The organism is Rhizobacter sp. P5_A1 (genome assembly GCF_056400745.1).
Window position 1 is genome coordinate 80,722 of sequence record NZ_JBFUKR010000016.1, and the last position, 26,900, is coordinate 107,621.

Consider the following 26,900-nt stretch of genomic DNA (forward strand, 5'->3'; position numbering starts at 1 on the left):
GTTCGCGATGGACAGTCTCGATCTTCAGGTGCTCGGCCAGGCCCGCGACTGGTTCAATGAGGGCCATCCGGTCTGGCTCGTGACCGTGATCGAGACCTGGGGCTCGGCGCCGCGCCCGCCGGGCGCACTGCTGTGCCTGCGCGGCGACGGGCTGGTCGCCGGATCGGTCTCCGGCGGCTGCGTCGAAGACGACCTGATCGACCGGCTGCGGCACGGCGAACGTGTCGCGACGCCATCGCTGATCGCCTACGGCGTGACGAAGGAAGAAGCCGCGCGCTTCGGTCTGCCTTGCGGCGGCAACCTGCGGCTGGTGCAGGAGCCGCTGCGCAGCGTCGCGTGGATCGACGAGGTGCTCGCGCGCACCGCGCGGCACGAACTGGTCGCGCGCCGGCTGAGCCTGGCGACCGGCGAGGTCAGCGTCGAGGCCGCGTCGCGCGGCGACGCGTTCGCATTCGACGGCGAGCAGCTCGTCGCGCTGTTCGGCCCGCGCTGGCGGCTGCTGATCATCGGTGCCGGGCAGCTCTCGCGCGCGGTCGCGCAGATGGCGCTCGCGCTCGACTTCGAGGTGATCTGCTGCGACCCGCGCGACGAATACAACCTGACCTGGGACGTGCCCGGCACGACCTTCAGCAAGGCGATGCCCGACGATGTCGTGCTCGAACTGCAGCTTGACCCGCACTGCGCGGTCGTCGCGGTCACGCACGACCCGAAGCTCGACGACCTGGTGCTGCTCGAGGCCCTGAAGTCGCCGGCCTTCTACATCGGCGCGCTCGGTTCGCGCGGCAACACCGCCAAGCGCCGCGAGCGCCTCGCGCTGTTCGATCTGTCACCGGCCGAGATCGACCGGCTGCACGGGCCGATCGGTCTCGACATCGGCGCGAAGACGCCCGCCGAGATCGCGGTGTCCATCGTCGCCGAGATCGTCGCGGTGAAGAACGGCGTGCTGCTGAAGCAGAAGAAGGAAGGCTCCGCGGTGCCGCCGGCGCGGCTCGACGCGCAGGCCGCGCCGCGCTGAACGGCTCACGGCGGGTTCGCCGCGACGCGGTCCTCGGTCGCAGGCGGCGCGAGGTGCCGGACGAAGAACGCGGTGATCTTGCCATCGACCTCCGGCATCTGGCGCCGATCGAAACCGGGTGGGTCGTTCAGCATGTCGCCGATCAACCCGTTGAGACCGGGCGGCAGCGGCGACAGCAGCGCGCCGTGGCCGCCGGTGGGCAGGTCGGCGACGTGCTCGCAGGGCTTGCAGGCCTGCAGCACGCGGTCGCTGTGGAAGCGCGGCACGAGCCAGCGGTCCTGCTGCGCGGTGACCAGGCCCAGCGGCACGGTCGGCGCGGCCAGCGAGGCCATGTCGAAATCGGCCGCCGCCGGCACGCCGGCGACGATCGCCGCGATGCGCGGATCGGTGTGGGCGCGCAGCGTGTCGTCGTCGAAGCGGTGCCGGATCACGGCCAGCGCGACCCACTTCTTCAGCCCGTCGAAGACGCCGCCGTTCAGCCGCGTGATCAGGCCGACGCAGGACTGGAAATCGTCGACCAGATCGGCCTCGCAGTGGCGCTTGAAGTTTCCCGGCGACCAGCGCCCGCCGGCCAGCGTCAGGGCGGTGTGCCCGCCGGCCGACATGCCGTAGACGCCGACCTTGTCCAGGCCCAGCAGCGGGGCGAAGCGCGGGTCGCGTGCGACCGCATCGATCGCGCGCGAGACCTCGAGGGGGCGCAGCGTCCAGCTGTCGGGGCCGGGATCGCTGTCGTTCTTGTAGTTGTCGGCGTGGTGCTCAGGCATCGCGACGACGAAACCGGCGTCGACCAGGCGCCGCGCCAGATCGGCGTGCACCCAGGGGGCGCCGCCCGAGCCGTGCGAGATCACGACCAGGCGGCCGTTGCCGCGCTGCGGCGCGGCCTGTTCGGCCAGCAGCAGCGTGAAGCGCCCGCGATGGATCGGCTGGGCCGGCGCGCTCGTCGGGTAGTACAGCGTGACCGGGCCATCGTCCTGCGTCGCCGCGATCTCGCTCAGGCCGACCTCGGCTTGCGCCAGGCCGGCGAGCAGCGCGAGCGCCACGCCGAACAGACCACGGCGCAACGCGGCGCGACGCGAACCCGACATCTTCATCAATGCATTCATCGACACTCCTCTTCGAAGGCCCGATGCCTTCGGTGCAGCGCACGATGCCGCGCTACGTGGGTGCCGTCTCGCCGAAGCCTGCAAGCCGCGGCTTGCGGCTGGCCGATTTCAGGAATCGGCCAGCTTTTCGCGCCGGAAGTCGCCCGGCGTCAGCCCGGTGGCCGCCTTGAACGCGCGGTTGAACGGGCCGATCGACTGGAACCCCGCGTCCAGCGCGATCGTCAGGATCGGCAGCTCGCGCTTCGACGCGTCGGCGAGCGCCGTGCGCGCATCGGCAAGCCGGAACGCGTTGACGTAGGCGTTGAAGTTGCGGTGCCCGAGCCGCTGGTTGATGTGGCGCCGCAGCCGGTACTCGGGCACCGCCAGCCGCGCGGCCAGCGCGCCGACGGTCAGGTCTTCGGTGCGATAGACACGCTCGTTGGTCATCGCGTGCTGCAACGTGCGGGCGAGCCGTTCTTCGGCCGGGTCGGGCGGGGATGGATCGGCTCGCTCCATCGGCACGCCGGCTGCCGTCACCGCGGCCGCGGGCTGCAGCGGCTCTGGCGAAGCCGTCGCGGCGCCGGCGTCGAGCGGGAACAGATCCGAAGTACCCAGGCGCAGCAGGCGGCCCGCGACGACCGCGACGATGCCGAACAGCAAGGCCATGTCGAGCAGCGACGCTGCGCCCGACAGCCGGCCCTGCGGCGACCCGATGCGTGCGGCCAGCATCGCCAGTGTGTAGGCAATGCCGGCGACGACGATGAAGCCGCGCAGCCGGCGCCGTCCCTCGACCAGGTCGGCGCGCCAATGCGAGGCCGCCGCGACCGCGGCCAGCAGCGCGAACAGCAGCGGCACCGCACGCTGCAGGCCGAGCGCGAGCAGCGTCCAGATCGACGACGCGCTCGACGCGCTGCTGCCGAAGACCGCGCAATTCGACCCGCCGAGCGCGGCGGCCGCGAGCCAGGCCGCGATGTGCCGCGGTCGCAGCGCGAACTCGTCGTCAAGCAGCGCCTGCACGAAGATCCAGAACAGCGCTGCGTTCGCGACCGACACCGCGACCAGCGGCGCCTGCCACAGCCGCGGCACCTGCGCCTCGAACAGCGGCGTCGAGCCGACGATCTGCACGCACAGCGCCAGCGTGAACACGACGCCGACACGTGCGGAGGGCAGGCGCGGTCGATCGCGCCGCAGCACGCCGGCCAGCAATGCCAGCAACGCGACGATGACGCCGCGCAGCGCCGCGTCGACGAGGCTCAGCGGCAGCGAGTCGTTCAAGACGCCAGCACCCGGCTCAAAGCTGGAATCCCAGCCACAACACCAGCCCCTCGGCGATGTCGGTGAGCAGCCCGGCGCGCGTGGGGCTCAAGCGCCGCGCCGGCGCCTGCTCGTGCTCGAACCACGACGCGAAGCGCGCGACCGCATCGGCGTCGTGGAAGGCGACCATCAGCTCGTAGTTCAGGAACAGACTGCGGCTGTCCAGGTTCGTCGAGCCGGCGAGCGCCAGCGTGGCGTCGATCACTGCGAGCTTGGCGTGCATCATGTGCGGCAGGACCCAGATGCGCCCGCCGGCCGCCGCGAGCGAGCGCAGTGCGCGGCGCCGCGCAAGGTCGGACATGCGGTGGTTCGAGCGCGCCGGCAGCAGCAGGTCGACCTGCACGCCGCGGCGCGCGGCGAGGCACAGCGCGGTCAGCAGCGCCGAGTCGGGCACGAAGTACGGCGTGATCAGCGCGATGCGCCGGCGCGCCCGGTAGGCCGCGGTGACGAGCAGCGAGTAGACCGTGTCGTCGACCTGGTCGGGGCCGGACGCGATCAACTGCGCGCTCGCGGCGCTGGGCGCCGGGTCGCGCGCGGCGTCGGTCTCGAGATAGCGCTCGTGCCCGTTCGCGAAAGCCCAGTCGTGCTCGAACAGCGCGCTCGCCTGGCGCACGAACGCGCCGCCGAGATCGAAGCTCAGGTCGCGCCAGGGCGCGCTGCCAGGCTGGCCCTCGAAATACTCGCTCGCGAGATTGCGGCCCCCGCACCACAGGCGTTGCGTCTCGAACCCGGCGTCGGCAATCAGCAGCTTGCGGTGGTCGCGCAGGTTGGTCCGCCCCTTCAGCGGCGAATGCAGCGGCGGCACGAAGAGCGTGAACTGCACGCCGGCCGCGCGCAGTGGTCGCAGGTCGGGCCGCGGGCTCATCAGGCGGCCCAGACCATCGAGCATCAGGCGCACGTGCACGCCGGTGCTCGCCTTCGCGACCAGGCGCTCGATCAGTGCGTGGCCGACCGCGTCGCGGCCGATGATGAAGGTGCACAGCGAAATCGTGTGGCGCGCGCCGTCGATCGTTCGCCACATCGCATCGAGCGCGGCCCGGCCATCGGCGTGAATGTGCAAGTCGTCGTAGGGCATCGGCGCCGGCTGGCCGAGCGCGAGCGCCGTCTGGATCGCCCACGGGCCCTCGGCATCGGTCGCCGGTGGCGCGAGCAGGGGCCGGTTGCGCGGACGCGCCTGCTTGCGCGAGCCGAAGGTCAGGAACGCCGGCAGCGCGACATAGGGCATCAGCAGGATGAACAGCACCCACGCGATCGCCGCGGTCGGATGCCGGCGCTGTTGCAGCACGTGCGCGGTGATCGCGTAGAGCGCCACCGCGACGAAGGTCACCAGACCGTGGACGGTCAGCCAGTAGGCGAGGGTCAGGCCGGCAAACATCGGCGCGACGTTACCGCATCCGCGGCAACGCGGGCCCCGTTCTCTGCCGCCGAGGCTCCTAGCGCTTCGCGACGCCGCGGCCCGCGACCAGCACCGGCTCGGCGCGGTACTGCGGCGCGAACATCGTCTTCAGGTTCGCGATCTTCGGCAGGTCGAAGGTCGCGATGTAGCCCGACTCCGGGTGCAGCGTCGCGTAGTCCTGGTGGTAGTCCTCGGCCGGGTAGAACGCCGTCAGCGGCGTGACCTGCGTGACGATCTTCGCCGGGTACACCTTGGCCGCATCGAGCTGTGCGATGTAGCGCTCGACCGCCTGCTTCTGCGCCGCATCGACGGTGAATACCGCCGAGCGGTACTGCGTGCCGCGATCGGGCCCCTGGCGGTTCAGCTGGGTCGGGTCGTGCGCGACCGAGAAGAAGATCTGCAGCAGCTGCGCATACGTGACCTGCTTCGGGTCGTAGGTGACCTGCACCGCCTCCGCATGGCCGGTCATCCCCGAGCCGACGATCTCGTAGTGCGCCGTCTTCTCGCTGCCGCCCGCATAGCCCGAGACCGCGTTCAGCACGCCCTTGGTGTGCTGGAACACGCCCTGCACGCCCCAGAAGCAGCCGCCGGCGAACACGGCGGTCTGCTGCGCGCTCGCGGCTTCGCCCGGCGCAGCGTCGCCGGCGAGCGGCGGGATCTTCACGGCGACCTCCGCAGCGCGCGCGATCGGCGATTGCAGGCCGGCGAAGGCGAGCAGGCCGGTGGTGGCGACGATCGCCAGCGCGGCTTGGAGCAGCGGGCGGCGGGCAACGCGGGCAGGCGAATGGTTCATCGAGGGCTCCTGTGGCGAATTGTCGGTCCGGTACAGGTCGGCGCGGCGGCGCGCTTCTTACACCCTCGCGCCGATGTGGGCCCGGCAGACGCCGGCCCGGCGGGTGTCAGCGCGAGCGACGCGGCGCGATGGTCGGCGCGGCGTCCGTCGGCGCGGCGGTGAAAAGCTTGGCCGCGCGGCCCTTCAGTTCGAGCAGCTCGCTCGGCGTGACCGAATAGTGACCCGACATCACGTCGACCTCGACGCGGAACTCGACGTCTTTCGTGCCGTTGGTCAGCAACCCCGAGGTGAACTCGTAGGTCTTGTCCTCGGCCGGCAGGCCCGAGACCTCGCTGTCGTAGTCTTCGTACTGCACGCTGCGGATCTCGCCGCTGGCCAGGTCGAGCAGGCCGGTCGATTCGATCACCGACTCCGAGAGTTCATCGAAAATCCTGATCGGCAGCTTCAAATCCACATCGAATCCTTCATGGCGCGGCAAGGGGCGCCGGGCAGGCCGGGATTTTAGCGGCGCGCCCGGCCCGCCCGTGGTGGTGGCCGGTGCCTCTCAGGTGTTGCTCGTCGCACGCACCTCTTCGATCGAGGTGACGCCGGCCAGCACCTTGTCGATGCCGTCCTGGCGCAGCGTGCGCATGCCTTCGGCCAGCGCGACGTGCAGGATCGCCTCGGCCGGCGCGCGCGTCTGCACCAGGCGGCGCAGTTCGCGCGAGACGACCATCAGTTCGTGGATGCCGGCACGGCCGATGTAGCCGGTGTTGCTGCACTCCTTGCAGCCGGGCGAGTGCTGCAGCAGCAGGCGGCCGTCGCGGCTGTTGCGCTGCATCCAGCCGGCCAGCACCGTGTCGCGGTCGACCGGCGGCTCGCTGCCGAAGGCCTGCATGTAGTCGGCGAGCAGTTCGTCCGTCTGATCGCGGGTCGCCGGCTTGGTCGTTCGGCAGTGCGTGCACAGCTTGCGCACCAGGCGCTGTGCGAGCACCGCGAGCAGCGAGTCGCCGAAGTTGAACGGGTCCAGCCCCATGTCGAGCAGCCGCGTCACGGTCTCGGGCGCGCTGTTGGTGTGCAGCGTGCTGAGCACCAGGTGGCCGGTCAGCGAGGCCTCGACGACCATGCCGGCCGTCTCCTGGTCGCGGATCTCGCCGACCATGATCACGTCCGGGTCGGCGCGCAGGAAGGCGCGCAGCGCCTTCGCGAAGGTCCAGTCGATCTTCGGGTTCACCTGCACCTGGCGCAGCCCGGGCTGGGTGATCTCGATCGGGTCCTCGGCGGTCCAGATCTTGCGCTCGGGCACGTTGATGTGGCTGAGCGCCGAGTGCAGCGTCGTCGTCTTGCCGGAGCCGGTCGGGCCGACGCACAACACCATGCCGTAGGGTCGCTCGACGGCGTGCTTCAGGCGCGCGAGGTTGTCGGTCGAGAGGCCGAGGCGATCCACCGGCATCGGCTTGGCCGAGCTCAGCAAGCGCATCACGACGTCTTCGAGCCCGTGGTTGGTCGGGATCGTCGCGACGCGCAGCTCGAGCTTGTGCTGCGGCGAGAACTTCGCGAAATTGATCTTGCCGTCCTGCGGCTTGCGGCGTTCGCTGATGTCCAGGTCGCACATGATCTTGACGCGGGCGATCAGCGCATTGCGGTAGTTCGGCGGCAGCTCGAGGTAGGTGCGCAGCACGCCGTCCTTGCGGAAGCGCACGCGGATCTTCTCGCGGCCCGGGTAGCTCTCGATGTGGATGTCGGAGACGCCCTCGCGGTTCGCCTCGATGATCATGTTGTTCAGCAGCCGCACCAGCGAGTTGTCGGACTGCTCGATCGGCCGGTCGTCGTCGGCATTGCCGCGGTCCAGGCCTTCCTTCTCGAGCGTTTCGACGAGCTTGCCGGTGTCGGGCAGGTCGAGCTTCAGCGACTGTGCCGCGTCTTGTGCCGCGGTGCGCGGGCCGTCGACCGCGCCGATCTTCTCGTAGGCCGCGTGCAGCACGGCGTCGATCGAGCGGCTGTTGGCCAGCACCGGAACGATCTTCATCTGCGCGCTGAACTCGACCTCGTCGACCGCATTGCGGCGCCGCGCCGGGTCGTCGAGCGCGACGATCAGCCGCCCGTCGCGCAGCAGCAGCGGCAGCACCTGCAGGCGCATCGCGACCGAATAGCTGAGCCGGCGCAGCGCCTCGGCCTCGACCGGAAAGCTGTCGACATCGACCAGCGGGTAGCCCATCTTGCGCGAGAGGGCCACCTGAAGATCCTCGCGCGAGACCACGCGCATGCGCACCAGCAGTTCGCCGAGCGGCACGCTGCGGTCGCTCTGCTGCTGCGCGAGCGCCTCTTGCAGCTGCTTCTCGGTGACCATGCCGAGCGAGATCAGCGCCTCGCCGATGCGCACCAGCGGCATCCTGGCCTGGCGCTCGATCGCCTCGAGCAGCTGCACCGGCGTGACGACCTGGCGCGTCACCAGCACGTCGCCGAGCTTGCGCTCGCGCAGCTGCTGCTGCACGCCCGCGGCCGCCTCGATCTGCGCCGGTGTCGCGCTGTGCTGCTCGATCAGCAGTTCGCCGATGCTGGAGCCGACCTCGAAGTAGTCATACGCGTTGCGCGGCACGAAGCAGCGCGTCACGCTGCCGTCGTCGTCGGGCGCGCCGGACTCGGCGCAGGGGTGGAACAGGAACAGGCCGAACTCGTTCTCGACGTGGCCGATGGTCGAGCCGGTCACCTCGGCGCCGCTGGCGAGCGTGAGCTGGTACAGCGAATGCGCGCGGTGCCCGAGCAGGCCGGCGTGCGGGTCGCCGAGCGCGAGCGCGCCGGGCCGAAGCGGCGTGGTCAGCGTCAGCGAGCGGAACTGGTCGAAGCGCAGCGGCAGGGTCGTGCGCGCCGGCGGCAGCTGCACGTGGGCGACGCCTTCCTCGGGCACGAAGAAGGTCAGCCGGCCGTTGGTGCGGTTGTCGTTCAGGCCGACGATCTCGCAGGGCAGCGGGTCGGTCTGCGGCGTCGCGACCGGGTAGCTCGCGTACGGCGGGGTCGGCCAGCAGAAGGGCTCGCGGCTGAGCTTGTCGGCGCGGCCGCGCGAGGTCTGCGCCGGAGGCGCCTTCTCGCTCAGGTCCCAATCCAGGGGTGTCGACATGTCTGCCATTGCGGCCGTCCTCGTGTCCGGGCGAGCCGGCTGCCGCCCACCGGGCGGCCGAGAGTCGGCCCTCAGGTCGCCATGGTCGCCGCGACGCAGGTTTGACGATGCGCCGAAATGAAGGCTTGCGGCAGGGCAGTTCGGGGCTTGGCGCGGCGGCGCGGCTCCGGAGCGCGTCAGGAGCGCATGTGCAGCGGCAGGAACGTGACGACCTGCGGGAACGCGTACAGCAGCCCGACCATCCCGACCATCAGCAGGAAGAACGGGAACGCGGCGCGCGCGATGTAGACGATGCTGCGCTGGGTCATGCCCTGCAGCACGAACAGGTTGAAGCCGACCGGCGGCGTGACCTGCGCCATCTCGACGACGATCACGATGAAGATGCCGAACCACAGCGGATCGATGCCCGCCTTCTGCACCGTCGGCATGATCACGCCCATCGTCAGCACGACCATCGAGATGCCGTCGAGAAAGCAGCCGAGCACCACGTAGAACCCCGTCAGCGCCATGATCAGCTGGAACTTGCTGAGGCCAAGCCCACCGATCCATTCGGCCAGATGCCGCGGCAGCCCGATGTAGCCCATGCTCAAGGTCAGGAACGCGGCGCCGGCGAGGATCAGCGCGATCATGCAGTACAGGCGGGTACCGCCCATCAGCGAGTCCTTGAAGGTCTGCCAGCTCATCGAACCCTGCAGCAGCGACAGGATCAGCGAGCCCAGCACGCCGAGGCCGGCCGCTTCGGTGGCGGTGGCGATGCCGGCGTAGATCGAGCCGAGCACGGCCGCGATCAGCAGCACCACCGGGATCAGGTTGCGCGACTCGTGGAGTTTCTGCCTGAAGCTCATGGGCGGGTCGGCCGGGGGAATCAGCTCCTTGTGGGTCAGCGACCAGAACGCGATGTAGGCCGAGAAGATCAACGCCAGCAGCACGCCCGGGATCACGCCGCCGATGAAGAGCTGCGAGATCGAGACATCGGCGGTGACGCCGTAGACGATCATGATGATGCTCGGCGGGATCAGCAGCCCGAGCGTGCCGGCGCCGGCGAGCGAGCCGACCGACATGATGTCGGGGTAGCCGCGCCGGTTCAGTTCGGGCAGGCTCATCTTGCCGATCGTCGCGCAGGTCGCCGCGCTCGAACCCGAGACCGCCGCGAAGATCGCGCAGCCGACGACGTTGACGTGCAGCAGCCGGCCCGGCAGCGCCTGCATCCACGGCGCGAGGCCCTTGAACATGTCCTGGCTCAGGCGCGTGCGGAACAGGATCTCGCCCATCCAGATGAACAGCGGCAGGGCGGTCAGCGTCCAGCTCGACGACGAGCCCCAGATCGTCACCGCCATCGCATCGCCGGCCGGTCGCGAGCTGAACAGCTGCATGCCGATCCACGCGACGCCCGACAACGTCAGGCCGATCCACACGCCGCTGCCGAGGATCAGGAACAGCGCTGTGATCAACAGCGCGGTGATCGCGAAATCACTCATTGCGTGTGGCCTCTTCGGGGGTGATCACGACGCGCTGGCCGCGCAGCTCGAGCACGAACTCGTCGACGAACGCGATCGCGAGCACGACGGTGCCGAACGCCATCGTCAGCTCGGGCAGCCACAAGGGTGTCGCGTCGTTGCTGGTCGAGATGTCGTGGAAGGCGTACGACTGCCACGCGAGCTTGCAGCTGTAGATCGCGAACAGCACGGCGAGCGCGCTGGCCGCGAACAGCGCCCAGAGCTCGAAGCCGCGCTTCCAGCCGCCCTTGAGCGAACCGATCAGCAGCGTCACGCGGATGTGCTCGCCCTTCTTCAGCGTGTGCGCGAGCGCCAGAAAGCCGGTGGCGGCCATCATGTAGCCGGCGTAGGCATCGATGCCGGGCACGTTGAAGCTCAGCTGCCGGCTCAGCACCGACAGCAGCACCATCACCAGCAGCAGCACCATGAACACCGCCGCGAGGGCGGCGGCAGCGTCGTACAGCGCGTCGAGCGAGCGGCGCAGCGCGCCGGGGTCGGCGGCCGCCATCACATTTTCTTGTAGGTGTCGACGATCGCCTGGCCTTCGGGGCCGGCTTTCTCGAGCCACTCCTTCAGCATCGTGTCGCCGACCTTCTTCAGGTCGCCGGTCAGCTGCGGGCTCGGCGCGACGATGTTCATGCCGTTCTTCTTCAGCAGATCGATGTACTCGGTGTTCTTCGCCTTCGACAGCGCCCAGCCGCGCGCTTCGGCATCGGCGCCGGCCTTCAGCAGCGCGGCCTGCGCCGGCTTGTCGAGCGCATCGAACGCGGCCTTGTTGACGAGCACCGCGTTCTTCGGCAGCCAGGCCTGCGTGTCGTACCAGTACTTGATGTACTCGTAGGTCTTGCTGTCGTAGCCGGTCGAGCCCGACGACATGTAGCTCTCGATCACGCCGGTGGCCATCGCCTGCGACAGCTCGGCCGCCTGCACCGTGACCGGCTGCGCGCCGACGAGCTCGGCGATGCGCGAGGTCGCCGGGCTGTAGGCGCGCCACTTCACGCCTTTCAGATCGGCCGCCGAAGCGATCGGCTTCTTCACGTAGATGCCCTGCGGCGGCCATGGCACTGCGTACAGCAGCATCATCCCCTGCTCGCCGAGCTTCTTCTCGAGCGCCGGCTTCTGCGCCTTGTAGAGCTTGGCCGACGCGTCGTAGCTGTCGGCCAGGAAAGGCAGGCCGTCGATGCCGAAGACCTGCCACTCGTTCTGGAAGTTGGCCATCAGGATCTCGCCCATCTGCGCCTGCCCGCCTTGCACGGCGCGCTTGATCTCCGGCGCCTTGAACAGCGAGGCGTTCGCGTGCACCGTGATCTTCAGCTTGCCGGCCGTGGCCTTGTCGACATCGGCCGCGAACTGCGTCAGGTTCTCGGAGTGGTAGTTGTTGGCCGGGTAGGCCGCGGGGAGGTCCCACTTGGTCTGGGCCGATGCGGCAGACGCGACGGTGAACATCGCAGCAAGGCAGACGAGACGACGGGTCAGTTTCATGAGCACTCCGGATCGACAAAAGGCTTGTTGTTGAACGAAAAGTCGTTCCACGCAAGGTGGGCCGCAGAAGCATAGAGCGTGCCGGAAAACCCGGCATCGGTTCTTCCACGGGCTTGCCTTGGCGCTGAAATTTCGATAAATTGTCAATAAATTATCGACGAATCGGAGGTTGCGTCTTGAAGGAAGCCCGCGTCACGGCAAAGGCCGCGAAGCCGAAGGCGGTGCGTGCGCGCGGCATCGTCTCGTCGTCGCACCTGGTGTCGCCGCGCAGCGTCGAGCTCTCCGAATTCGAATTCGGCATGATCGTCGCGTGGAACGCGTTCTCGCGCTGGGCGATGCGCTGCATGGCCGCCGCCGGCTGCCCGGACCTGACGATCACCGACGTGCTCGTGCTGCACCACCTGAGCCACCGCGAGCGCAACAAGAAGCTCGCCGACATCTGCTTCGTGCTGAACTACGAAGACACGCACGTTGTCGGGTACTCGCTGAAGAAGCTCGTCGCGGCCCGGCTGGTCGAGGCCGGGAAGGTCGGCAAGGAAGTGATCTACCGCCCGTCGCCGAGCGGGGAGGCGGCGGTGCGCCAGTACCGCGAGGTGCGCGAGACCTGCCTGATCGACAACCTCGATGCCGGCCGCAATGCCGACATCGGCGAGATGGCGCGGCTGCTGCGCACGATGTCGGGGATGTACGACCAGGCGGCCCGCGCGGCGAGCTCGCTGTGAGGGCGCACACGCTCGGCGTGCTGATGCTCGACACACGCTTCCCGCGCGTCGTCGGCGACATCGGCAACCCGGCGAGCTTCGACTTCCCGGTGCGTTATCGCACGGTGCGTGGTGCCTCGCCGCAGCGCGTCGTGCGCGAGCGCGACCCGGCGCTGCTGCAACCCTTTGTCGACGCGGGCCTGGCGCTCGTCGCCGAGGGCGCGAGCGCCCTCGCGACGAGCTGCGGCTTCCTCGTGCTGTTCCAGCGCGAGCTGCAGGCGGCGCTGCCGGTGCCGGTGTGGAGCTCGAGCCTGCTGCTGTTGGCCGGACTGCAAGGCGCCGGCATCGTCACGGCCGATGCGGCGTCGCTGAGCGCCGATCATCTGCGCGCCGCGGGTGCCGCCGTCGACACGCCGATCGAAGGCCTCGCGCCGGACTGCCCGTTCCAGCGTTGCCTGTTGAACGACGAGGCGACTTTCGACGTCGACGACGCCCGCGATGCGACCGTCTCTGCCGCAAGGCGATTGATCGGGCGCCACCCCGGGCTCTCGACGATCGTGCTCGAATGCACCAACATGCCGCCCTACGCCGACGCGGTGCGCGCGGCGACCGGCCGCACGGTCGTCGATATCACGACGCTGCTGCGCGAGCGCTTTCGGAACTGACTCGGACTTCCCATGACAAGCACCTCCACCCCCCAGCGCTGGCAGTTCTGGATCGACCGCGGCGGCACCTTCACCGACGTCGTCGGCAAGCGCCCCGACGGCTCGCTCGTCACGCACAAGCTGCTCAGCGAGAACCCCGAGCAATACCGCGACGCGGCGGTCGCCGGCATCCGGCACCTCCTCGGCCTGAAGCCCGGCGAGGCGGTCACGCCGGACCGCGTCGAGTGCGTGAAGATGGGCACGACGGTCGCGACCAATGCGCTGCTCGAGCGCAAGGGCGAGCCGACGCTGCTGGTCACGACGAAGGGTTTCCGCGATGCGCTGCGCATCGGCTACCAGGAGCGGCCGCGCATCTTCGACCGCCATATCGTGCTGCCCGAGCTGCTCTACACGCGCGTGATCGAGGCGGTCGAGCGCGTCGGCGCGCAGGGGGAAGTGGTTCAGCCGCTCGATGAACTGCATCTGCGCGAGCGGCTGTGGGCGGCGTTCGACGCCGGCCTGCGCAGTGTCGCGATCGTCTTCATGCACGGCTACCGCTACCCGGCGCACGAGCTCGCGGCGCAACGGCTCGCGCGAGAAGCCGGCTTCACGCAGATCAGCGTCTCGCACCAGGTCAGTCCGCTGATGAAGCTGGTCGGCCGCGGCGACACGACGGTGGTCGATGCGTACCTGTCGCCGATCCTGCGCCGCTATGTCGAACAGGTCGCGGGCGAGATGCCGGGCGTGAAGCTGTTCTTCATGCAGTCGAGCGGCGGCCTCGCCGACGCGCATGCGTTCCAGGGCAAGGACGCGATCCTCTCCGGCCCGGCCGGCGGCATCGTCGGCATGGTGCGCACGGCGCAGCTGGCGCGGGACGACCTCGGCACCGACGGCAATGACAAGCCCGCCAGCGTGCGGGTGATCGGCTTCGACATGGGCGGCACCTCGACCGATGTCAGCCACTTCGCCGGCGAGTTCGAGCGCGCGTTCGAGACCCAGGTGGCCGGCGTGCGCATGCGCGCGCCGATGATGAGCATCCACACGGTCGCGGCCGGCGGCGGCTCGATCCTGGCGTTCGATGGCTCGCGCTTTCGGGCCGGCCCGCAGAGCGCGGGGGCGAACCCCGGGCCGGCCTGCTACCGGCGCGGCGGCCCGCTCGCGGTGACCGACGCGAACGTGATGGTCGGCAAGATCCAGCCGGCGTACTTTCCGCAGGTGTTCGGCCCGCAGGCGAACGAGCGGCTCGACGCGCAGGTCGTCGCCGAGAAATTCGGCGCGCTCGCGGCCGAGATCGAGGCCGCGACCGGTGTCGAGCGATCGCCCGAAGAAGTCGCCGAAGGCTTCATCGACATCGCGGTCGGCGCGATGGCCAACGCGATCAAGAAGATCTCGGTCGCGCGCGGCTACGACGTGACGCGCTACGCGCTGCAATGCTTCGGCGGTGCCGGCGGCCAGCACGCCTGCAGGGTCGCCGACGCGCTCGGCATGAACCGGGTGTTCGCGCACCCGCTGGGCGGCGTGCTGTCGGCCTATGGCATGGGGCTGGCCGATCAGAGCGTGATGCGCGAGGCCTCGATCGAGCTCGCGCTCGATTCACGTCCAGAGCAGCCGCTCGCCTCGGCACTCGATGCGGTGACGGCGCGCGTCGATGCGCTCGCACAAGAGGCCGCCGACGAGCTGACGCGCCAAGGCGTCAGCAGCGGCCACGTGCAGGTGCACCGGCGCGTGCATGTGCGCTACGAAGGCACCGATTCGGCGCTGGTCGTGCCGTTCGGCAGCGTCGACGCGATCCGGGCCGCGTTCGAGGCCGCGTACCGGCAGCGCTTCGCGTTCCTGATGGCCGAGCGGCGCCTGGTCGTCGAGGCGGTGTCGGTCGAGGCGATCGGCGCGGGCGATGCGCCGGCCGAGCCGCGCCACGCCGTGAACGATTCCGGGCCGGCGCCGGCGACCGCGACGGTGCGCCTGTTCAGCGGCGGCCGATGGTGGGACGCCGCGCTCGTCGTGCGCGAAGACGCGCGCCCCGGCCACGTCATCGAAGGCCCGGCGATCATCGCCGAGAAGAACGCGACGACCGTCGTCGAGCCCGGCTGGCAGGCGCGCGTGACCGCGCTCGACCACCTGGTGCTCGACCGCGTGCAGCCGCGCGAGCAGCGCCGCGCGATCGGCACGACGGTCGACCCGGTGATGCTCGAGGTCTTCAACAACCTGTTTATGAACATCGCCGAGCAGATGGGGCTGCAGCTGCAGAACACCGCGTACTCGGTCAACATCAAGGAGCGCCTCGACTTCTCGTGCGCGCTGTTCGACGCCGAAGGCCACCTGATTGCGAACGCGCCGCACATGCCGGTGCACCTGGGCTCGATGAGCGAGTCGATCAAGACCGTCGTCGCGCGCAACGCCGGGACGATGCAGCCGGGCGATGTCTACGTGCTGAACGACCCGTACCACGGCGGCACGCACCTGCCCGATGTGACCGTCGTGACGCCGGTCTATCTGGATAGCGCGAAGCGCGAGCCGACGTTCTACGTCGGCTCGCGTGGCCACCATGCCGACATCGGCGGCGTGACGCCCGGATCGATGCCGCCGTTCTCGACCCGCATCGACGAAGAGGGCGTGCAGATCGACAACGTCAAGCTGGTCGATCGCGGCACGCTGCGTGAGGCCGAGATGCTCGCGCTGCTGCGCAGCGGCGAGCATCCCTCGCGCAACCCGCAGCAGAACATGGCCGACCTGAAGGCGCAGATCGCCGCGAACGAGAAGGGCGTGCAGGAGCTGCGCCGGATGGTCGATCAGTTCGGCCTCGACGTCGTGCAGGCCTACATGCGCCACGTGCAGGACAACGCCGAAGAGTCGGTGCGCCGCGTGATCACGAAGCTGCGCGACGGTGCGTTCACCTTGCCGCTCGACAACGGCGCGCAGATCCAGGTCGCGATCCGCGTCGATGCGGCGGCGCGCAGCGCCGAGATCGACTTCACCGGCACCTCGGCGCAGCTCGCGAACAACTTCAACGCGCCGACCGCGGTCTGCATGGCCGCGGTGCTGTACGTGTTCCGCACGCTGGTCGACGACGACATCCCGCTGAACGCCGGTTGCCTGAAGCCGTTGAAGGTCATCATCCCGGACGGCTCGATGCTGAACCCGCACCCGCCGGCGTCGGTCGTCGCCGGCAACGTCGAGACCTCGACCTGCATCACCAACGCGCTCTACGGTGCGCTCGGCGCGATGGCGGCCGGCCAGTGCACGATGAACAACTTCACCTTCGGCAACGCGCAGTACCAGTACTACGAGACGATCTCGGGCGGCAGCGGCGCCGGCCAGAATTTCGATGCCGACGGCCGGCCAGCCGGCGGGTTCGACGGCACCTCGGTCGTGCAGACGCACATGACGAACTCGCGCCTGACCGACCCCGAGGTGCTCGAATTCCGCTTCCCGGTGCGGCTCGAGAGCTACGAGATCCGCAAGGGCTCGGGCGGCGCCGGCCGGCACCGAGGCGGCGACGGCGGCGTGCGGCGGGTGCGCTTTCTCGAGCCGATGACCGCGTCGATCCTGTCGAACGGCCGCCATCATGGCGCGTTCGGCCTGGCCGGCGGCGCGGCCGGCCTGGTGGGCATCAACCGGGTCGAGCGCGCCGACGGCCGGCGCGAGGCGCTCGACCACATCGGCTCGGTCGAGATGGCACCCGGCGACGTGTTCGTGATCGAGACACCGGGCGGCGGTGGCTACGGCAAGCGCTAGGCGCTTGAGCGCGGCGCGTAAGGTCGCCGCACGGCATTCGACACAAGCCTGCCGGCCCGGCGAAAATGCGCCTCTGGCCGACCCTCGGCCGATCGAATCACCTCGCAGGAGAAACTCAGCATGAACGCCCGCCTCATTGCCTCGTCCGCCCTCGCTTCCGTGCTCGCGATGGGCGCGCTCAGCGCCGCGCAGGCCGCCGACCCGAGCAAGGAAAAGGAAAAGTGCTTCGGCATCGCCAAGGCCGGCTCCAACGACTGCGCGAACCTGTCGGGCAGCCACTCGTGCGCCGGCCAGAACAAGAACGCGATGGCCGTCGACGAGTGGAACTACGTCGCGAAGGGCACCTGCGCGAAGATCGGCGGCAAGAGCGAAGAAGAAGCCAAGCTGGCGCTCTCGACGAAGAAGTGATGGTCGTCGACTGCGTGGGCATCGGCCTGCGCCAGCCGCACTACGCGGCGCTCTTCGAGGCCGCACCGCGCCTGGGCTTCGTCGAGGTCCACTCCGAGAACTTCTTCGCCGACGGCGGCGCCGCGCTCGCGGTGCTGCAGCGGGCGCGCGAGCGCTACCCGGTCAGCCTGCACGGCGTCGGCCTCGCGCTCGGCTCGGCCGCCGGGCTCGACCCGTGGCACCTCGATCGGCTCGCGCGGCTCGCACAGCGCATCGAGCCGGTGCGCGTCTCCGACCACGCCTGCTTCGCGCGTGCCGCGCTCGATTCGCGCCCGCCTGGCGCGCCGCTCGTGCATGCGAACGACCTGCTGCCGATCGCGTTCACCGAGGCGGCGCTGGCGATCATCGTGCGCAACGTCGAGCAGGTGCAGGAACGGCTGGGCCGCACGCTGCTGGTCGAGAACCTGGCGGCCTACGTCTCGTTCGCCGACGACACGCTGGCCGAGCCGGAGTTCTTCGCGCAGCTGTGCCGGCGCAGCGGCTGCGGCATGCTGCTCGATGTCAACAACCTGATGGTCAACGCGCTGAACGAGGGTGCGAGCGACCCGATCGGCGCCTGCTGCGCATTCGTCGATGCGCTGCCGCTCGGCATCGTCGGCGAGATCCACCTCGCCGGCTACAGCGAAGCGGACGCGATCGCGATCGACGACCACGGCAGCCGCGTGCGTCCCGCCGTGTGGTCGGTCTTCGAGCATGCGTTGCGCCGCTTCGGCGCGTTGCCGACATTGGTCGAGTGGGACACCGACCTGCCGGCACTCGATGTGCTGCTCGGCGAGGCGGATCACGCCGCGCGCCTCGCGGCCCGGATCGCGAGATGATCGACGAGGCGCAGCGCCAGCAGGGCTTGCTCGCGGCGCTGGCCGCGGGCGCGTCGAGCCTCGCGACCTTGCGCGAGTCCGGCGCACGCGCGGCGCGCGGGCTCGAAGCGTATCGAGCGAACGCCGAGGCGCTCGCCGAGCGCGCGCTGGCGTCGAGCTTCGCGACCGTGCAGGCGATGCTCGGCATCGACGACTTCAGGCACCTGGCGCGCGAGTTCTGGCTCGCCCATCCGCCCGAACGCGGCGATCTCGGCGAGTGGGGCGATGCCTTGCCGGCATGGCTTGCGGCGCATCCCGGCCTGACGGCCTGGCCGTGGCTCGCCGATGGTGCGCGGCTCGACCTCGCGCTGCATCGCAGCGAGCGCGCGGCGGATGCGGCGCTCGATGCGGCCTCGCTCGCGCGGCTCGAATCGACCGACCCGGCGCGGCTGCACCTGCGGCTGATGCCCGGCACCGCGCTGCTGAGCTCGAGGTGGCCGATCGCGACGATCCACCGCGCGCACCAGCTCGAAGGCGACGCCGCCGAGCGCGCGTTCGAGGCCGTGCGCGAGGCCATCGCGGCAGGGCGCGGCGAGCATGTCCTGGTCACGCGCCGGGGCTGGCGTGCGGTCGCGCAGGCGATCGACCCGGGCCGCGCGGCGTGGACGCAGGACCTGCTCGACGGCCTGAACCTGGCCGACGCACTGGCGCGCGCCGGCGCAGGCTTCGACTTCGCCGCGTGGCTCGCGACCGCGCTGCGCGAATCCTGGTTGATGGGCGTGGCCGCGTCGAACGACTGATCGGCCGCGGCGCGCCGTGCGTCAGTCGCGTGGCCTGAAGCCGATCGTGATCGGTGGTGGCACGCGGCCGTTGTCGAGCGGGAAGGTCTCGGTCCGTTCGATCGCGCGCAGCACCGCGTCGTCCCACGACTTGACGCCGCTGGTCTGCACCAGGCGCTTCGAGGCGATGCCGCCGTCGGGCGCGAGGCGCAGTTCGACCACCGCGCGCGGGTTGCCATCGATCGGCTCGGTGAACACGATGTTGGGCTTGATGCGCGCGGCGATGCGGCCGCCGTAGGCGTCCGACGGCGCGCTGCTGCGCAGCGCGGTGCCGGTGTCGGTCTCGGCCCCGGTGGCGCCGGCCAGGCCGGCCATGCGCTTCAGGTTCGCGTCGCGCACCGCCGCGAGGCGAGCGGCTTCGGCCTTCTCGGCCTTCGCCTGCTCGGCTTTCAGCCGGTCGGCCTTCTCCTTTTCCTTCTCTTTCTGCTGCGCGAGCGCCTCCTTCTCGCGCTCGGCCTGTTCGCGCTTCAGCTTCTTCTGTTGCTGTTGCTCCTGCTCGGCGGCGACGCGTTTCGCTTCTTCGCGCTTCGCCTTCTCGATCGCGATCTGCGGATCGGGCAGCGCGGGTGTCGGCGCGGGCGGCGTGGGCACGGGCTTGACCACCGGTTCGGGCTGCTTGACCTCGGGCGCCGGCGTCGGCGGGGGTTCGACCGCGCGCGGCGCGGCCGCCTGCGGCGTTGCCGACCACAGCTCGGCCGCGACCGTGGCCGGCTCGTTGGCGTGCCAGTTGACGCCGAACGCGATCGCGAGGATCAGCAGCACGTGCGCCAGCACGGCCAGCGTGATCGCGCGGCCGCGCACCCTCGGCGGCCGCGGCATGAACGGGTCGCGGCCCGGGGCGGTGGTCGATGTCGCGAAGTCCATCGTCGTGCCTCTTCTCTTCAGCCCGGGCCGTTCTTCACCGACAGCCCGACGCGCTGCACCCCGGCGCGTTGCAGCGAGTCCATCACCTTCACGACGGTCTCGTACTTGACCGCGCGATCGGCCGAGATCACGACCGGCGTGTTCGCGTCTCCGCCCTGCAGATCCTTGACCTTCGCGGCGACATCGCGCAGCGCGATCGGCGCGCCGTCCTTGGCGTCGACGCGCAGCTTGACCTTGTCATCGCTGCCGACGACGAGCTCGACGACGTGGTCCGGCCGCTTCGAGCTCTTGCCGACGCTCGGCAGGTCGACGACGCCGGTCGTGATCAGCGGTGCGGTGACCATGAAGATGATCAGCAGCACGAGCATCACGTCGATGAACGGCACCATGTTGATCTCGTTGATCGTGCGGCGGCGCGAGCCGCTGCCGCGGTGACTGACGGCGGGCATGGCGTGGGTGCTCAGTGAGGCGCACCGGCCGGTGCGCCGGCGTTGCGCTGCAGGATGTTCGAGAACTCTTCGATGAAGGTCTCGAGCTGGATCGCGGTGCGGTCGATGTCGCGCGCGAAGCGGTTGTAGGCGATCACCGCGGGGATCGCGGCGAACAGGCCGATCGCGGTCGCGACCAGTGCCTCGGCGATGCCGGGGGCGACGGTCGCGAGCGTCACCTGCGTCATGTTGGAGAGGCCGACGAACGCATGCATGATGCCCCAGACCGTGCCGAACAGGCCGACGTACGGCGAGACCGAACCGACCGTCGCGAGAAACGACAGGTGCGCCTCGATCGCGTCGAGCTCGCGCTGGAAGCTCGCACGCATCGCGCGGCGCGCGCCGTCGAGCAGCGCCGCGGCCTCGTTGACGCGGCGTTCGCGCAGCTTGATGAACTCGCGCATTCCGGACGCGAAGATGCGCTCCATCGGCGAGCCGTCGACGCGCGCCAGGGCGTCGGCGTACAGCTCGTTGATGTTCCGGCCAGCCCAGAATTCGCGCTCGAACACTTCGTTCGCGCTGCGGATCCGCTTGAGGCCGAACAGCTTGCCGAAGATCACGGTCCAGCTCGCGAGCGAGGCGATCATCAGCCCGGCCATCACGAGCTGGACGACGAAGCTCGCTTGCGTGACGAGTGTGAAGATCGAGAAGTCCTGATTCATCCGGTGCGGCTTTGTGTGAGAGGTGAGGAGAGAGATTCGACGACCGAATTCGGAATGCGCTGCGGCCTGAAAGTTCCGGCGTCGACGCAGCCGATGCGGATCGTGCCTTCGGCGAGCAACGCGTCATCGCCCTGCGGCGCCACGCGCCAGGCCTGCTGCGCGATCGTCATCTGGGCACGGCCCGCCTGCTTCACGTCGACCGTGACCGCGAGCAGGTCGTCGAGCCGCGCCGGCCGAAGGTAGCGCACGGCCGTGTCGGTGACGATGAAGACCCTGCCGGTCTCGGTGCGCATGCGCTCCTGCTGGTGGCCGAGCGAGCGCAGCCACTCGGTGCGCGCGCGCTCGAAGAACTTCAGGTAGTTGGCGTAGAAGACGACGCCGCCGGCGTCGGTGTCTTCCCAGTAGACGCGCAGTTCAAATCGATAGGGCCGTGGATCGTTCTCTTGCATCGACCGCGATTATTGCCGCACCGGCTATTGCCTCACTTTTTGCCAGACCGGCCCCCATTGCGGATGCCCGGCCTCGGCCTTGCTCAGCGCGAACGCCGGGTCGTCGCCGCGCGCCGCGCGGAACTCGGCCTCGCAGGCCGGCACGCGTGCGCTGGTGCAGTAGATGAACGCGAGGTGCTTGTGCGCGGCGGCGCGATCGCGCGGCGCCGCGAGGCCGATCTGCAGCGCCTGCGTCAGCAGCCTCTCGGCCTGCGCGTATTGCGCGTCGTCGTAGGCCCGCATGCCGCCGAGCAGCGCCTTCTCGGCCGGGCGCTCGGCGATGTCCATCAACCCGACCGGCGCGGTCGGTAGCGCGCAGCCGGACAGGCCGATCGCGAGCGCGAACGCGAGCGGCACGGCGACGAGGTGCTGGCGAATCTGCATGGTCAGAACTTGTGCTTGACGGTGACGGGCTGGTCAGCGGTCACGTTGACGCTCGTGCTGTAGGCGGGCAGGTCGGCGTTGCGCACGACGATCAGGTGCCGGCCGGGCGGCAGGCTCAGCTCGGTCACCGGCGGCGAGGTGCCGGCGGACCGGCCATCGACCTCGACCTCGCCCCAGGGGCTGATCGCGATGCGCACGACGCCGGTGGCGGCTGCGACGGCGGTCGCCGCGGCGACGCGGGCATCGCGCTCGCGGGCACGCTTTTCCTTCGGCGTCTCCTTCGCTTCCTTCACGACGGATGCGGCCTTCGGCGCCTTCGCTGCCGAAGGCTCCGCGCCGGTGATCGGGCTCGATGCGGCGGCCGCGACGACCTGCGCGTCGACGACCGGTGCCGTGGCGACAAGCGCTTCGACCGGCGCAGGCGCCGCGACGGGCGCAGCGACCGATGCGGCAGCGGCCGGGGCCGGCGCCGGCCCCGGCGCACTCGCGACCGCGAGCTCGGGAACCGGCGCCGTGGCGCGATACGAATCCAGCGCCGCCCACGCGAGTGCGCCGACCCCGAGCGCACCGATGGCCGCGAGAGCCAACCGCAGCGGCTTCAGCCTGCGCGCGACGCCGATCTGCACGTCGCCCTCGAGCGAGACCGTGTTCTCGTCGAGCCAATGCCGCAGCTCGCGTGCGAACGCGCGCGCCGAGCGATAGCGGTATTCCGGGTTCTTCGCGAGCGCCTTCGCGGTGATCTGCGCCAGCGCCTCGGGCACGTTCGGGTCGACGACGTGGGCCGACGGCGGGTCGTGCTTCAGCACCGCGGCCGTGATCTCGTCCAGCGTGTTGCCGCGGAACGGTTTCAGGTCGGTCAGCAGCTCGTAGAGCACGACACCGAGCGAGAACACGTCGGCGCGGCGATCGGTCGGTTCGTGGCGCGCCTGCTCGGGCGCCATGTAGTACGGCGAGCCGGCCGCGATCTCGCCGGTCTGGCTGTGCGCGTCGTGCTGGTGCGCGATGCGCGCGATGCCGAAGTCCAGCACCTTGGGTTGGGTGCGGCCGATCATGAAGATGTTGGCCGGCTTGACGTCGCGGTGCACGACGCCCTTGCTGTGTGCGTAGCCCAGCGCATCGGCGACGCGGCGCACGATCAGCGCGGCCTGCGCCGGCGTCGCGCGCCAGCCTTCCTGGCGCAGCTGGCGCAGGTCGCGGCCTTTCAGCAGCTCCATAGCGATGTAGGCGCGGTCGTCGCTGATGCCGGCATCGAACACCGTGACGATGTGCGGGTGGTTCAGTCCGCCGGCGGCACGGGCCTCGTTCAGGAACAGCGCGTTGAACGACTCGCGCTCGCTCTCGTCGACCTCGACATGCAGCGTCTTCACCGCGATCAGCCGCGACAGCAGCGGGTCGTGCGCGGCGAACACGGTGCCGATGCCGCCTTCGCCGAGCTGGTGCTTCAGCGCGTAGCGGCCGATGTGGCCGATCGTCGGGCTCGGGCCGTCGCCCGGGTTGTGGCCGGCGGGCGGGTCGGCGAAGGTCGCGGCCGGTCCGTGCAGCGCGTGCAGGTCGGTTTCGTCCCACGTCGCCATGTCGGCCGGCAGGCTGGGCGGCAAGGTCGGCGCCGGTTCCGAATCCTTCGGAGCAGGCACGGGAGGAGGGGGGACGAACGAGGTCACCGCGGCAGCTTAGCCGAGCGACTTGTGCACAAAGCCTCGAAAAGCGCCGGCATCGCCCGCTACGTCACACACGCTAACCATTGGGCCGGTTTGCGATGCGAGTTTTCAAGGCGGATGCGACACCTGCCGCTCGATCCGGCCGCTACAGCGCGCGGCGCAGCCGGTCGACGGCCTCGTGCAGCTGCGCCATCGAGCTCGCATACGACAGGCGCATGAAGCGCTCGCTGCCGTGGTGGCCGAAGTCGCGGCCCGGCGTGATCGCCACGTGCGCGCGGCGCATCAGGTCGAAGCAGAAGTCCCAGCTGCTCGGGCTGTGCGCCGAGCAATCGGCCCAGGCGTAGAACGCGCCGTCGGGCATCACCGGCACGGTCAGGCCGAGCGTGTTCAGCGCCGGCACGAGGAAGTCGCGGCGTGCGCGGAACTCGTCGCGGCGGCGCTCGTACTCGGCGATCGATTCGGGCTCGAAGCAGGCGAGGGCGGCGTGCTGCGCGACGCTCGACGGGCAGATGTAGAGGTTCTGCGCGAGCTTTTCGACCGCAGGCACCAGGTCTTCCGGCACGACCAGCCAGCCCAGGCGCCAGCCGGTCATCGAGAAGTACTTCGAGAAGCTGTTGATCGAGATCACGCTGTCGTTGTCATCGATGCCGTGGGCCAGCGCGCTGTGCCCATAGCGCGCGTCGAAGCTGAGGCCGAGGTAGATCTCGTCGACGAGCGTGAAGCCGTCGCGGGCGCGCACGGCCGCGACGATGCGGCCCATCTCGTCGGGATCGATCGAGGTGCCGGTCGGGTTCGACGGCGAGGCCAGCAGCACACCGCGCGTGCGCGCCGACCAGGCCGCGGTCACGCTCGCGGCGCTGAGCTGGTAGCGCGCATCGCTCGAGGCCGGCAGTAGCACCGGCACGCCTTCGGCTGCGGCGACGAAATGGCGGTTGCACGGGTAGCTCGGGTCGGGCAGCAGCACCTCGTCGTCGCGATCGACGAGCGCGAGGCAGGCGAGCTGCAACGCGGCCGACGCCCCGGCCGTGACGACGATGCGCTGCGGCGCGATCGACAGGCCGAAGCGCGTCGCGTACCACGCGCTGATGCACTCGCGCAGTGCCGGCAGGCCGGTCGCGTCGGTGTATTGCGTGCGGCCGCCGCGCAGCGCACGTTCGGCGGCCTGCTGCACCAGCGGCGGCGCGGTGAAATCCGGCTCGCCGATGTTCAGGAAGATCATCGGCGAACCACCCAGGCGCGCGTCGCACTCGGGGCTGCGCGCCAACTCGGCCGCGACCTTCGCGCACTCCATCACGTAGAAGGGCTCGATGTGGTCGAGCCGGCTCGCGAGCCGCATTGGCCTACCGGCGCGCTGCGCGCACCGCCTCGACCTCGATCGGCCGCAGGTCGGCGGCGGCCTTGTCGAGCACGCCGTTGACGTACTTGTGCCCGTCGGTGCCGCCGAAGCTCTTCGCGAGTTCGACCGCCTCGTTGATCGCGACCTTGTACGGGATCTCGATGCAGTGCGTCAGCTCGTAGACGCCGATCATCAGCACGCCGTGTTCGATCGGCGAGAGCTGCGTGGTCTTGCGGTCGACATGGCGCGCGAGCACCGCATCGATCGTCACGGCCTCTTCGATGCAGCCGTGCAGCAGTGCATCGAAGTGCGCGGTGTCGCACTTGCCGAAGTCTTCCTGCTCGTGCATGTGGGCGTCGATCGCGCTTGCCTCGGCGCCCGAGACCAGCCATTCGTACAGGCCCTGCAGCGCGACCTCGCGCGCGCGGCGGCGTGCCGACTTCGGCTTCGCGTGCGGAGCGCCGGTTTTCTTTTTCTTCGCCGCAGCGGGCGGCGGGGCCGCCGAGGGGCTGTTCGGCATCACGGGATCGGTCACGACAGGTCTTCCATCAGGTTGGCCATCTCGACGGCCACGCGGGCGGCATCGCGCCCTTTTTCGTCGGCACGTGCCCAGGCCTGCGCTTCGTTCTCGACCGTCAGGATCGCGTTCGCGATCGGGATCTCGTGGTCGAGCGCGACGCGCGTGACCGCGGCGCCGCTCTCGTTCGCGACGAGCTCGAAGTGGTAGGTTTCGCCGCGGATCACGCAGCCGATCGCGATCAGCGCGTCGTAGTCCTCGCTCTCGGCCAGCGCATGCAGCGCGATCGCCACCTCGAGCGCGCCGGGCACCGTGACGTGCTTGATGTACTTCGTGGCGACGCCCAGCACCTGCAGCTCGGCCAGGCATTGCGCGGCGAGCTGGTCGGTGATCGCGGCGTTGAAGCGTGCCTGCACGATGCCGATGCGCAGATCGCGCCCGTCGATCTGCGCCTGCAGGCCGCCGCTCGTCGCCTGGCCCTTGTCAGCGTCTTGCATGGGGAATCCTTTGCGTTTTCATTGTTGTTGTTCTGCGGCGAGAAAACCGGTCACTTCGAGGCCGTAGCCGGTCATGCTCGGCATGCGACGCGGGCTGCCGAGCAGCTTCATCTTCGCGATGCCGAGCTCGCGCAGGATCTGCGCGCCGATGCCGTAGGTGCGCAGGTCCATCTGGCCGGCCTGGCGGGCGTCGCCGTTCGTCGGCGGCAGCACGTGCGGCACCAGCGCGGCCACGTCTTCGCCGCAGTTCAGCAGCAGCGCCGCGCTGCGCGGGCTCTGCTGCAGCACGGCCAGCGCCCTCGGCAGCGGCCACGAGTGCTGGCACGGGCCGCCGACATCGAGCAGGTCCATCACCGAAAGCGGCTCATGCACGCGCACCAGCACCTCGTCGGCCGCGCTCCAGCGGCCCTTGGTCAGCGCGAGGTGCAGGCCGCCGGTGCGATCGCGGTACGCGCTGCAGTCGAACTCGCCCTGCGCGGTCAGCAGCGGGCGCTGCCCGACACGCTCGATCAGCGTCTCATGGCGGCTGCGGTGCTCGATCAGCGCGGCGATCGTGCCGATCTTCAGGCCGTGCTCTCTGCCGAACGCGATCAGGTCGGGCAGGCGCGCCATCGTGCCGTCGTCCTTCATGACCTCGCAGATCACCGCGGCCGGCGTCAGGCCGGCCATGCCGGCCAGATCGCAGCCGGCTTCGGTGTGCCCGGCGCGCATCAGCACGCCGCCTTCCTGCGCGCGCAGCGGGAAGATGTGGCCGGGCTGCACCAGGTCGCTCGCCTTCGCGTCGCGCGCGACCGCAGCCTGCACGGTGCGCGCGCGGTCGGCGGCCGAGATGCCGGTGTCGACGCCGGTCGCGGCCTCGATCGAAACGGTGAACGCGGTACCGTGCCGCGTGCCGTTGCGCGCGGTCATCGACTGCAGATGCAGCCGGTCGCAGCGCTCGGGCGTGAGGGTCAGGCAGATCAGGCCGCGGCCGAAGCGCGCCATGAAGTTGATCGCCTCGGGCGTGACGTGGTCGGCGGCGATCACCAGATCGCCTTCGTTCTCGCGGTCTTCCTCGTCGACGAGGATGATCATGCGGCCGGCTGCCAGCTCGGCAACCAGCTCGGGAATCGGGGAAATGGCCATCCGTCGAATTGTAGGTGGCGCTGCGGGTTTGCCCCGAGACGCC

General features: G+C 70.0%; 26 protein-coding genes. 7 read left to right on the forward strand and 19 right to left on the reverse strand.

What is annotated here, in order from left to right; all coding sequences use genetic code 11:
* The first annotated feature begins 7 nt into the window (after positions 1 to 7).
* Positions 8 to 1,015, forward strand: coding sequence for an XdhC family protein (locus AC1DTW_RS17895; protein WP_477982655.1), 1,008 nt, complete (start codon positions 8 to 10; stop codon positions 1,013 to 1,015).
* A gap of 5 nt (positions 1,016 to 1,020) precedes the next feature.
* On the opposite strand, the gene AC1DTW_RS17900 is transcribed toward AC1DTW_RS17895, so the two are convergent.
* The 9 genes from AC1DTW_RS17900 to AC1DTW_RS17940 all read right to left on the reverse strand — a co-directional run bounded on the left by AC1DTW_RS17900 (position 1,021) and on the right by AC1DTW_RS17940 (position 11,675).
* Positions 1,021 to 2,118, reverse strand: a complete 1,098-nt coding sequence (locus AC1DTW_RS17900; RefSeq protein ID WP_477982657.1) for an alpha/beta hydrolase family protein — start codon at positions 2,116 to 2,118, stop codon at positions 1,021 to 1,023.
* A 108-nt stretch (positions 2,119 to 2,226) separates the two neighbouring features.
* Entirely contained in the window at positions 2,227 to 3,372 is a 1,146-nt protein-coding gene (locus AC1DTW_RS17905) for an AraC family transcriptional regulator (protein WP_477982658.1), read from the reverse strand.
* A gap of 16 nt (positions 3,373 to 3,388) precedes the next feature.
* Entirely contained in the window at positions 3,389 to 4,786 is a 1,398-nt protein-coding gene (locus tag AC1DTW_RS17910) for a phospholipase D-like domain-containing protein (protein ID WP_477982659.1), read from the reverse strand.
* A 58-nt stretch (positions 4,787 to 4,844) separates the two neighbouring features.
* Positions 4,845 to 5,600 (reverse strand): peptide-methionine (S)-S-oxide reductase MsrA, encoded by a 756-nt coding sequence (gene msrA / locus AC1DTW_RS17915; protein WP_477982660.1) that lies wholly within the window; start codon positions 5,598 to 5,600, stop codon positions 4,845 to 4,847.
* Positions 5,601 to 5,706: 106 nt separating this feature from the next.
* Entirely contained in the window at positions 5,707 to 6,054 is a 348-nt protein-coding gene (locus AC1DTW_RS17920; RefSeq protein ID WP_477982661.1) for a hypothetical protein, read from the reverse strand.
* A 90-nt stretch (positions 6,055 to 6,144) separates the two neighbouring features.
* On the reverse strand, positions 6,145 to 8,034 hold the full coding sequence (locus AC1DTW_RS17925) for a GspE/PulE family protein (protein ID WP_477982701.1): 1,890 nt from the start codon (positions 8,032 to 8,034) through the stop codon (positions 6,145 to 6,147).
* A gap of 839 nt (positions 8,035 to 8,873) precedes the next feature.
* Complete coding sequence (locus AC1DTW_RS17930; protein ID WP_477982662.1) at positions 8,874 to 10,175, reverse strand: TRAP transporter large permease; 1,302 nt, start codon at positions 10,173 to 10,175, stop codon at positions 8,874 to 8,876.
* Complete coding sequence (locus AC1DTW_RS17935; protein ID WP_477982702.1) at positions 10,168 to 10,677, reverse strand: TRAP transporter small permease; 510 nt, start codon at positions 10,675 to 10,677, stop codon at positions 10,168 to 10,170. Before AC1DTW_RS17935 ends, AC1DTW_RS17930 begins: the two co-directional genes overlap by 8 nt.
* A 23-nt stretch (positions 10,678 to 10,700) precedes the next feature.
* Positions 10,701 to 11,675 carry a TRAP transporter substrate-binding protein gene (locus tag AC1DTW_RS17940; RefSeq protein ID WP_477982663.1) on the reverse strand — a complete coding sequence of 325 codons (975 nt, stop codon included), beginning with the start codon at positions 11,673 to 11,675 and terminating at the stop codon, positions 10,701 to 10,703.
* 176 nt (positions 11,676 to 11,851) lie between these two features.
* Here AC1DTW_RS17940 and AC1DTW_RS17945 point away from each other — a divergent pair, with 176 nt between their 5' ends.
* From AC1DTW_RS17945 to AC1DTW_RS17970, 6 genes are all read left to right on the forward strand, one after another.
* Positions 11,852 to 12,397 (forward strand): winged helix DNA-binding protein, encoded by a 546-nt coding sequence (locus tag AC1DTW_RS17945; RefSeq protein WP_477982664.1) that lies wholly within the window; start codon positions 11,852 to 11,854, stop codon positions 12,395 to 12,397.
* On the forward strand, positions 12,394 to 13,041 hold the full coding sequence (locus AC1DTW_RS17950; RefSeq protein ID WP_477982665.1) for an aspartate/glutamate racemase family protein: 648 nt from the start codon (positions 12,394 to 12,396) through the stop codon (positions 13,039 to 13,041). Before AC1DTW_RS17945 ends, AC1DTW_RS17950 begins: the two co-directional genes overlap by 4 nt.
* A gap of 12 nt (positions 13,042 to 13,053) precedes the next feature.
* On the forward strand, positions 13,054 to 16,755 hold the full coding sequence (locus AC1DTW_RS17955) for a hydantoinase B/oxoprolinase family protein (protein ID WP_477982666.1): 3,702 nt from the start codon (positions 13,054 to 13,056) through the stop codon (positions 16,753 to 16,755).
* Between the two features lie 120 nt (positions 16,756 to 16,875).
* Positions 16,876 to 17,163 (forward strand): BufA1 family periplasmic bufferin-type metallophore, encoded by a 288-nt coding sequence (locus AC1DTW_RS17960; RefSeq protein WP_477982667.1) that lies wholly within the window; start codon positions 16,876 to 16,878, stop codon positions 17,161 to 17,163.
* Positions 17,163 to 18,020 carry an MNIO family bufferin maturase gene (bufB, locus tag AC1DTW_RS17965; RefSeq protein ID WP_477982668.1) on the forward strand — a complete coding sequence of 286 codons (858 nt, stop codon included), beginning with the start codon at positions 17,163 to 17,165 and terminating at the stop codon, positions 18,018 to 18,020. Before AC1DTW_RS17960 ends, bufB begins: the two co-directional genes overlap by 1 nt.
* Positions 18,017 to 18,799: an HvfC/BufC family peptide modification chaperone gene (locus AC1DTW_RS17970; protein WP_477982669.1), complete on the forward strand. Its 783-nt coding sequence runs from the start codon at positions 18,017 to 18,019 to the stop codon at positions 18,797 to 18,799. Before bufB ends, AC1DTW_RS17970 begins: the two co-directional genes overlap by 4 nt.
* 21 nt (positions 18,800 to 18,820) lie before the next feature.
* On the opposite strand, the gene tolA is transcribed toward AC1DTW_RS17970, so the two are convergent.
* The 10 genes from tolA to ribBA form a co-directional block, all read right to left on the reverse strand.
* Positions 18,821 to 19,702 carry a cell envelope integrity protein TolA gene (tolA, locus tag AC1DTW_RS17975; protein ID WP_477982671.1) on the reverse strand — a complete coding sequence of 294 codons (882 nt, stop codon included), beginning with the start codon at positions 19,700 to 19,702 and terminating at the stop codon, positions 18,821 to 18,823.
* A 17-nt stretch (positions 19,703 to 19,719) separates the two neighbouring features.
* The gene (locus AC1DTW_RS17980; protein WP_477982672.1) at positions 19,720 to 20,151 is read right to left on the reverse strand and encodes an ExbD/TolR family protein; all 432 of its coding nucleotides are present in this window, start codon (positions 20,149 to 20,151) and stop codon (positions 19,720 to 19,722) included.
* A gap of 11 nt (positions 20,152 to 20,162) precedes the next feature.
* Positions 20,163 to 20,852, reverse strand: coding sequence for a protein TolQ (gene tolQ / locus AC1DTW_RS17985; protein WP_477982673.1), 690 nt, complete (start codon positions 20,850 to 20,852; stop codon positions 20,163 to 20,165).
* The gene (gene ybgC / locus AC1DTW_RS17990) at positions 20,849 to 21,301 is read right to left on the reverse strand and encodes a tol-pal system-associated acyl-CoA thioesterase (protein ID WP_477982674.1); all 453 of its coding nucleotides are present in this window, start codon (positions 21,299 to 21,301) and stop codon (positions 20,849 to 20,851) included. The genes tolQ and ybgC overlap by 4 nt, the downstream gene beginning before the upstream one ends.
* Positions 21,302 to 21,325: 24 nt before the next feature.
* Positions 21,326 to 21,724 (reverse strand): TssQ family T6SS-associated lipoprotein, encoded by a 399-nt coding sequence (locus AC1DTW_RS17995; RefSeq protein WP_477982675.1) that lies wholly within the window; start codon positions 21,722 to 21,724, stop codon positions 21,326 to 21,328.
* A gap of 2 nt (positions 21,725 to 21,726) precedes the next feature.
* Positions 21,727 to 23,385: a serine/threonine-protein kinase gene (locus AC1DTW_RS18000; protein ID WP_477982676.1), complete on the reverse strand. Its 1,659-nt coding sequence runs from the start codon at positions 23,383 to 23,385 to the stop codon at positions 21,727 to 21,729.
* A 142-nt stretch (positions 23,386 to 23,527) separates the two neighbouring features.
* The gene (locus tag AC1DTW_RS18005) at positions 23,528 to 24,718 is read right to left on the reverse strand and encodes a pyridoxal phosphate-dependent aminotransferase (protein ID WP_477982677.1); all 1,191 of its coding nucleotides are present in this window, start codon (positions 24,716 to 24,718) and stop codon (positions 23,528 to 23,530) included.
* Between the two features lie 4 nt (positions 24,719 to 24,722).
* Complete coding sequence (gene nusB / locus AC1DTW_RS18010) at positions 24,723 to 25,253, reverse strand: transcription antitermination factor NusB (RefSeq protein WP_477982678.1); 531 nt, start codon at positions 25,251 to 25,253, stop codon at positions 24,723 to 24,725.
* Positions 25,250 to 25,732, reverse strand: a complete 483-nt coding sequence (ribH, locus tag AC1DTW_RS18015; protein WP_477982680.1) for a 6,7-dimethyl-8-ribityllumazine synthase — start codon at positions 25,730 to 25,732, stop codon at positions 25,250 to 25,252. Before ribH ends, nusB begins: the two co-directional genes overlap by 4 nt.
* Before the next feature lie 18 nt (positions 25,733 to 25,750).
* Positions 25,751 to 26,857 carry a bifunctional 3,4-dihydroxy-2-butanone-4-phosphate synthase/GTP cyclohydrolase II gene (gene ribBA / locus AC1DTW_RS18020; protein WP_477982682.1) on the reverse strand — a complete coding sequence of 369 codons (1,107 nt, stop codon included), beginning with the start codon at positions 26,855 to 26,857 and terminating at the stop codon, positions 25,751 to 25,753.
* Positions 26,858 to 26,900: the final 43 nt, after the last annotated feature.

Excerpts from the sequence above, each read along its gene's own strand:
- bufB (WP_477982668.1), top strand. The coding sequence starts at position 17,163 with ATGGTCGTCGACTGCGTGGGCATCGGCCTGCGCCAGCCGCACTACGCG.
- AC1DTW_RS17955 (WP_477982666.1), top strand. The coding sequence starts at position 13,054 with ATGACAAGCACCTCCACCCCCCAGCGCTGGCAGTTCTGGATCGACCGC.
- AC1DTW_RS17980 (WP_477982672.1), bottom strand. The coding sequence starts at position 20,151 with ATGCCCGCCGTCAGTCACCGCGGCAGCGGCTCGCGCCGCCGCACGATC.
- AC1DTW_RS17995 (WP_477982675.1), bottom strand. The coding sequence starts at position 21,724 with ATGCAGATTCGCCAGCACCTCGTCGCCGTGCCGCTCGCGTTCGCGCTC.
- AC1DTW_RS17940 (WP_477982663.1), bottom strand. The coding sequence starts at position 11,675 with ATGAAACTGACCCGTCGTCTCGTCTGCCTTGCTGCGATGTTCACCGTC.
- ribH (WP_477982680.1), bottom strand. The coding sequence starts at position 25,732 with ATGCAAGACGCTGACAAGGGCCAGGCGACGAGCGGCGGCCTGCAGGCG.
- ribBA (WP_477982682.1), bottom strand. The coding sequence starts at position 26,857 with ATGGCCATTTCCCCGATTCCCGAGCTGGTTGCCGAGCTGGCAGCCGGC.
- AC1DTW_RS17900 (WP_477982657.1), bottom strand. The coding sequence starts at position 2,118 with ATGAATGCATTGATGAAGATGTCGGGTTCGCGTCGCGCCGCGTTGCGC.
- AC1DTW_RS17910 (WP_477982659.1), bottom strand. The coding sequence starts at position 4,786 with ATGTTTGCCGGCCTGACCCTCGCCTACTGGCTGACCGTCCACGGTCTG.
- AC1DTW_RS17970 (WP_477982669.1), top strand. The coding sequence starts at position 18,017 with ATGATCGACGAGGCGCAGCGCCAGCAGGGCTTGCTCGCGGCGCTGGCC.
- msrA (WP_477982660.1), bottom strand. The coding sequence starts at position 5,600 with ATGAACCATTCGCCTGCCCGCGTTGCCCGCCGCCCGCTGCTCCAAGCC.
- ybgC (WP_477982674.1), bottom strand. The coding sequence starts at position 21,301 with ATGCAAGAGAACGATCCACGGCCCTATCGATTTGAACTGCGCGTCTAC.
- tolQ (WP_477982673.1), bottom strand. The coding sequence starts at position 20,852 with ATGAATCAGGACTTCTCGATCTTCACACTCGTCACGCAAGCGAGCTTC.
- AC1DTW_RS18005 (WP_477982677.1), bottom strand. The coding sequence starts at position 24,718 with ATGCGGCTCGCGAGCCGGCTCGACCACATCGAGCCCTTCTACGTGATG.
- AC1DTW_RS17930 (WP_477982662.1), bottom strand. The coding sequence starts at position 10,175 with ATGAGTGATTTCGCGATCACCGCGCTGTTGATCACAGCGCTGTTCCTG.
- AC1DTW_RS17895 (WP_477982655.1), top strand. The coding sequence starts at position 8 with ATGGACAGTCTCGATCTTCAGGTGCTCGGCCAGGCCCGCGACTGGTTC.
- AC1DTW_RS17960 (WP_477982667.1), top strand. The coding sequence starts at position 16,876 with ATGAACGCCCGCCTCATTGCCTCGTCCGCCCTCGCTTCCGTGCTCGCG.
- tolA (WP_477982671.1), bottom strand. The coding sequence starts at position 19,702 with ATGGACTTCGCGACATCGACCACCGCCCCGGGCCGCGACCCGTTCATG.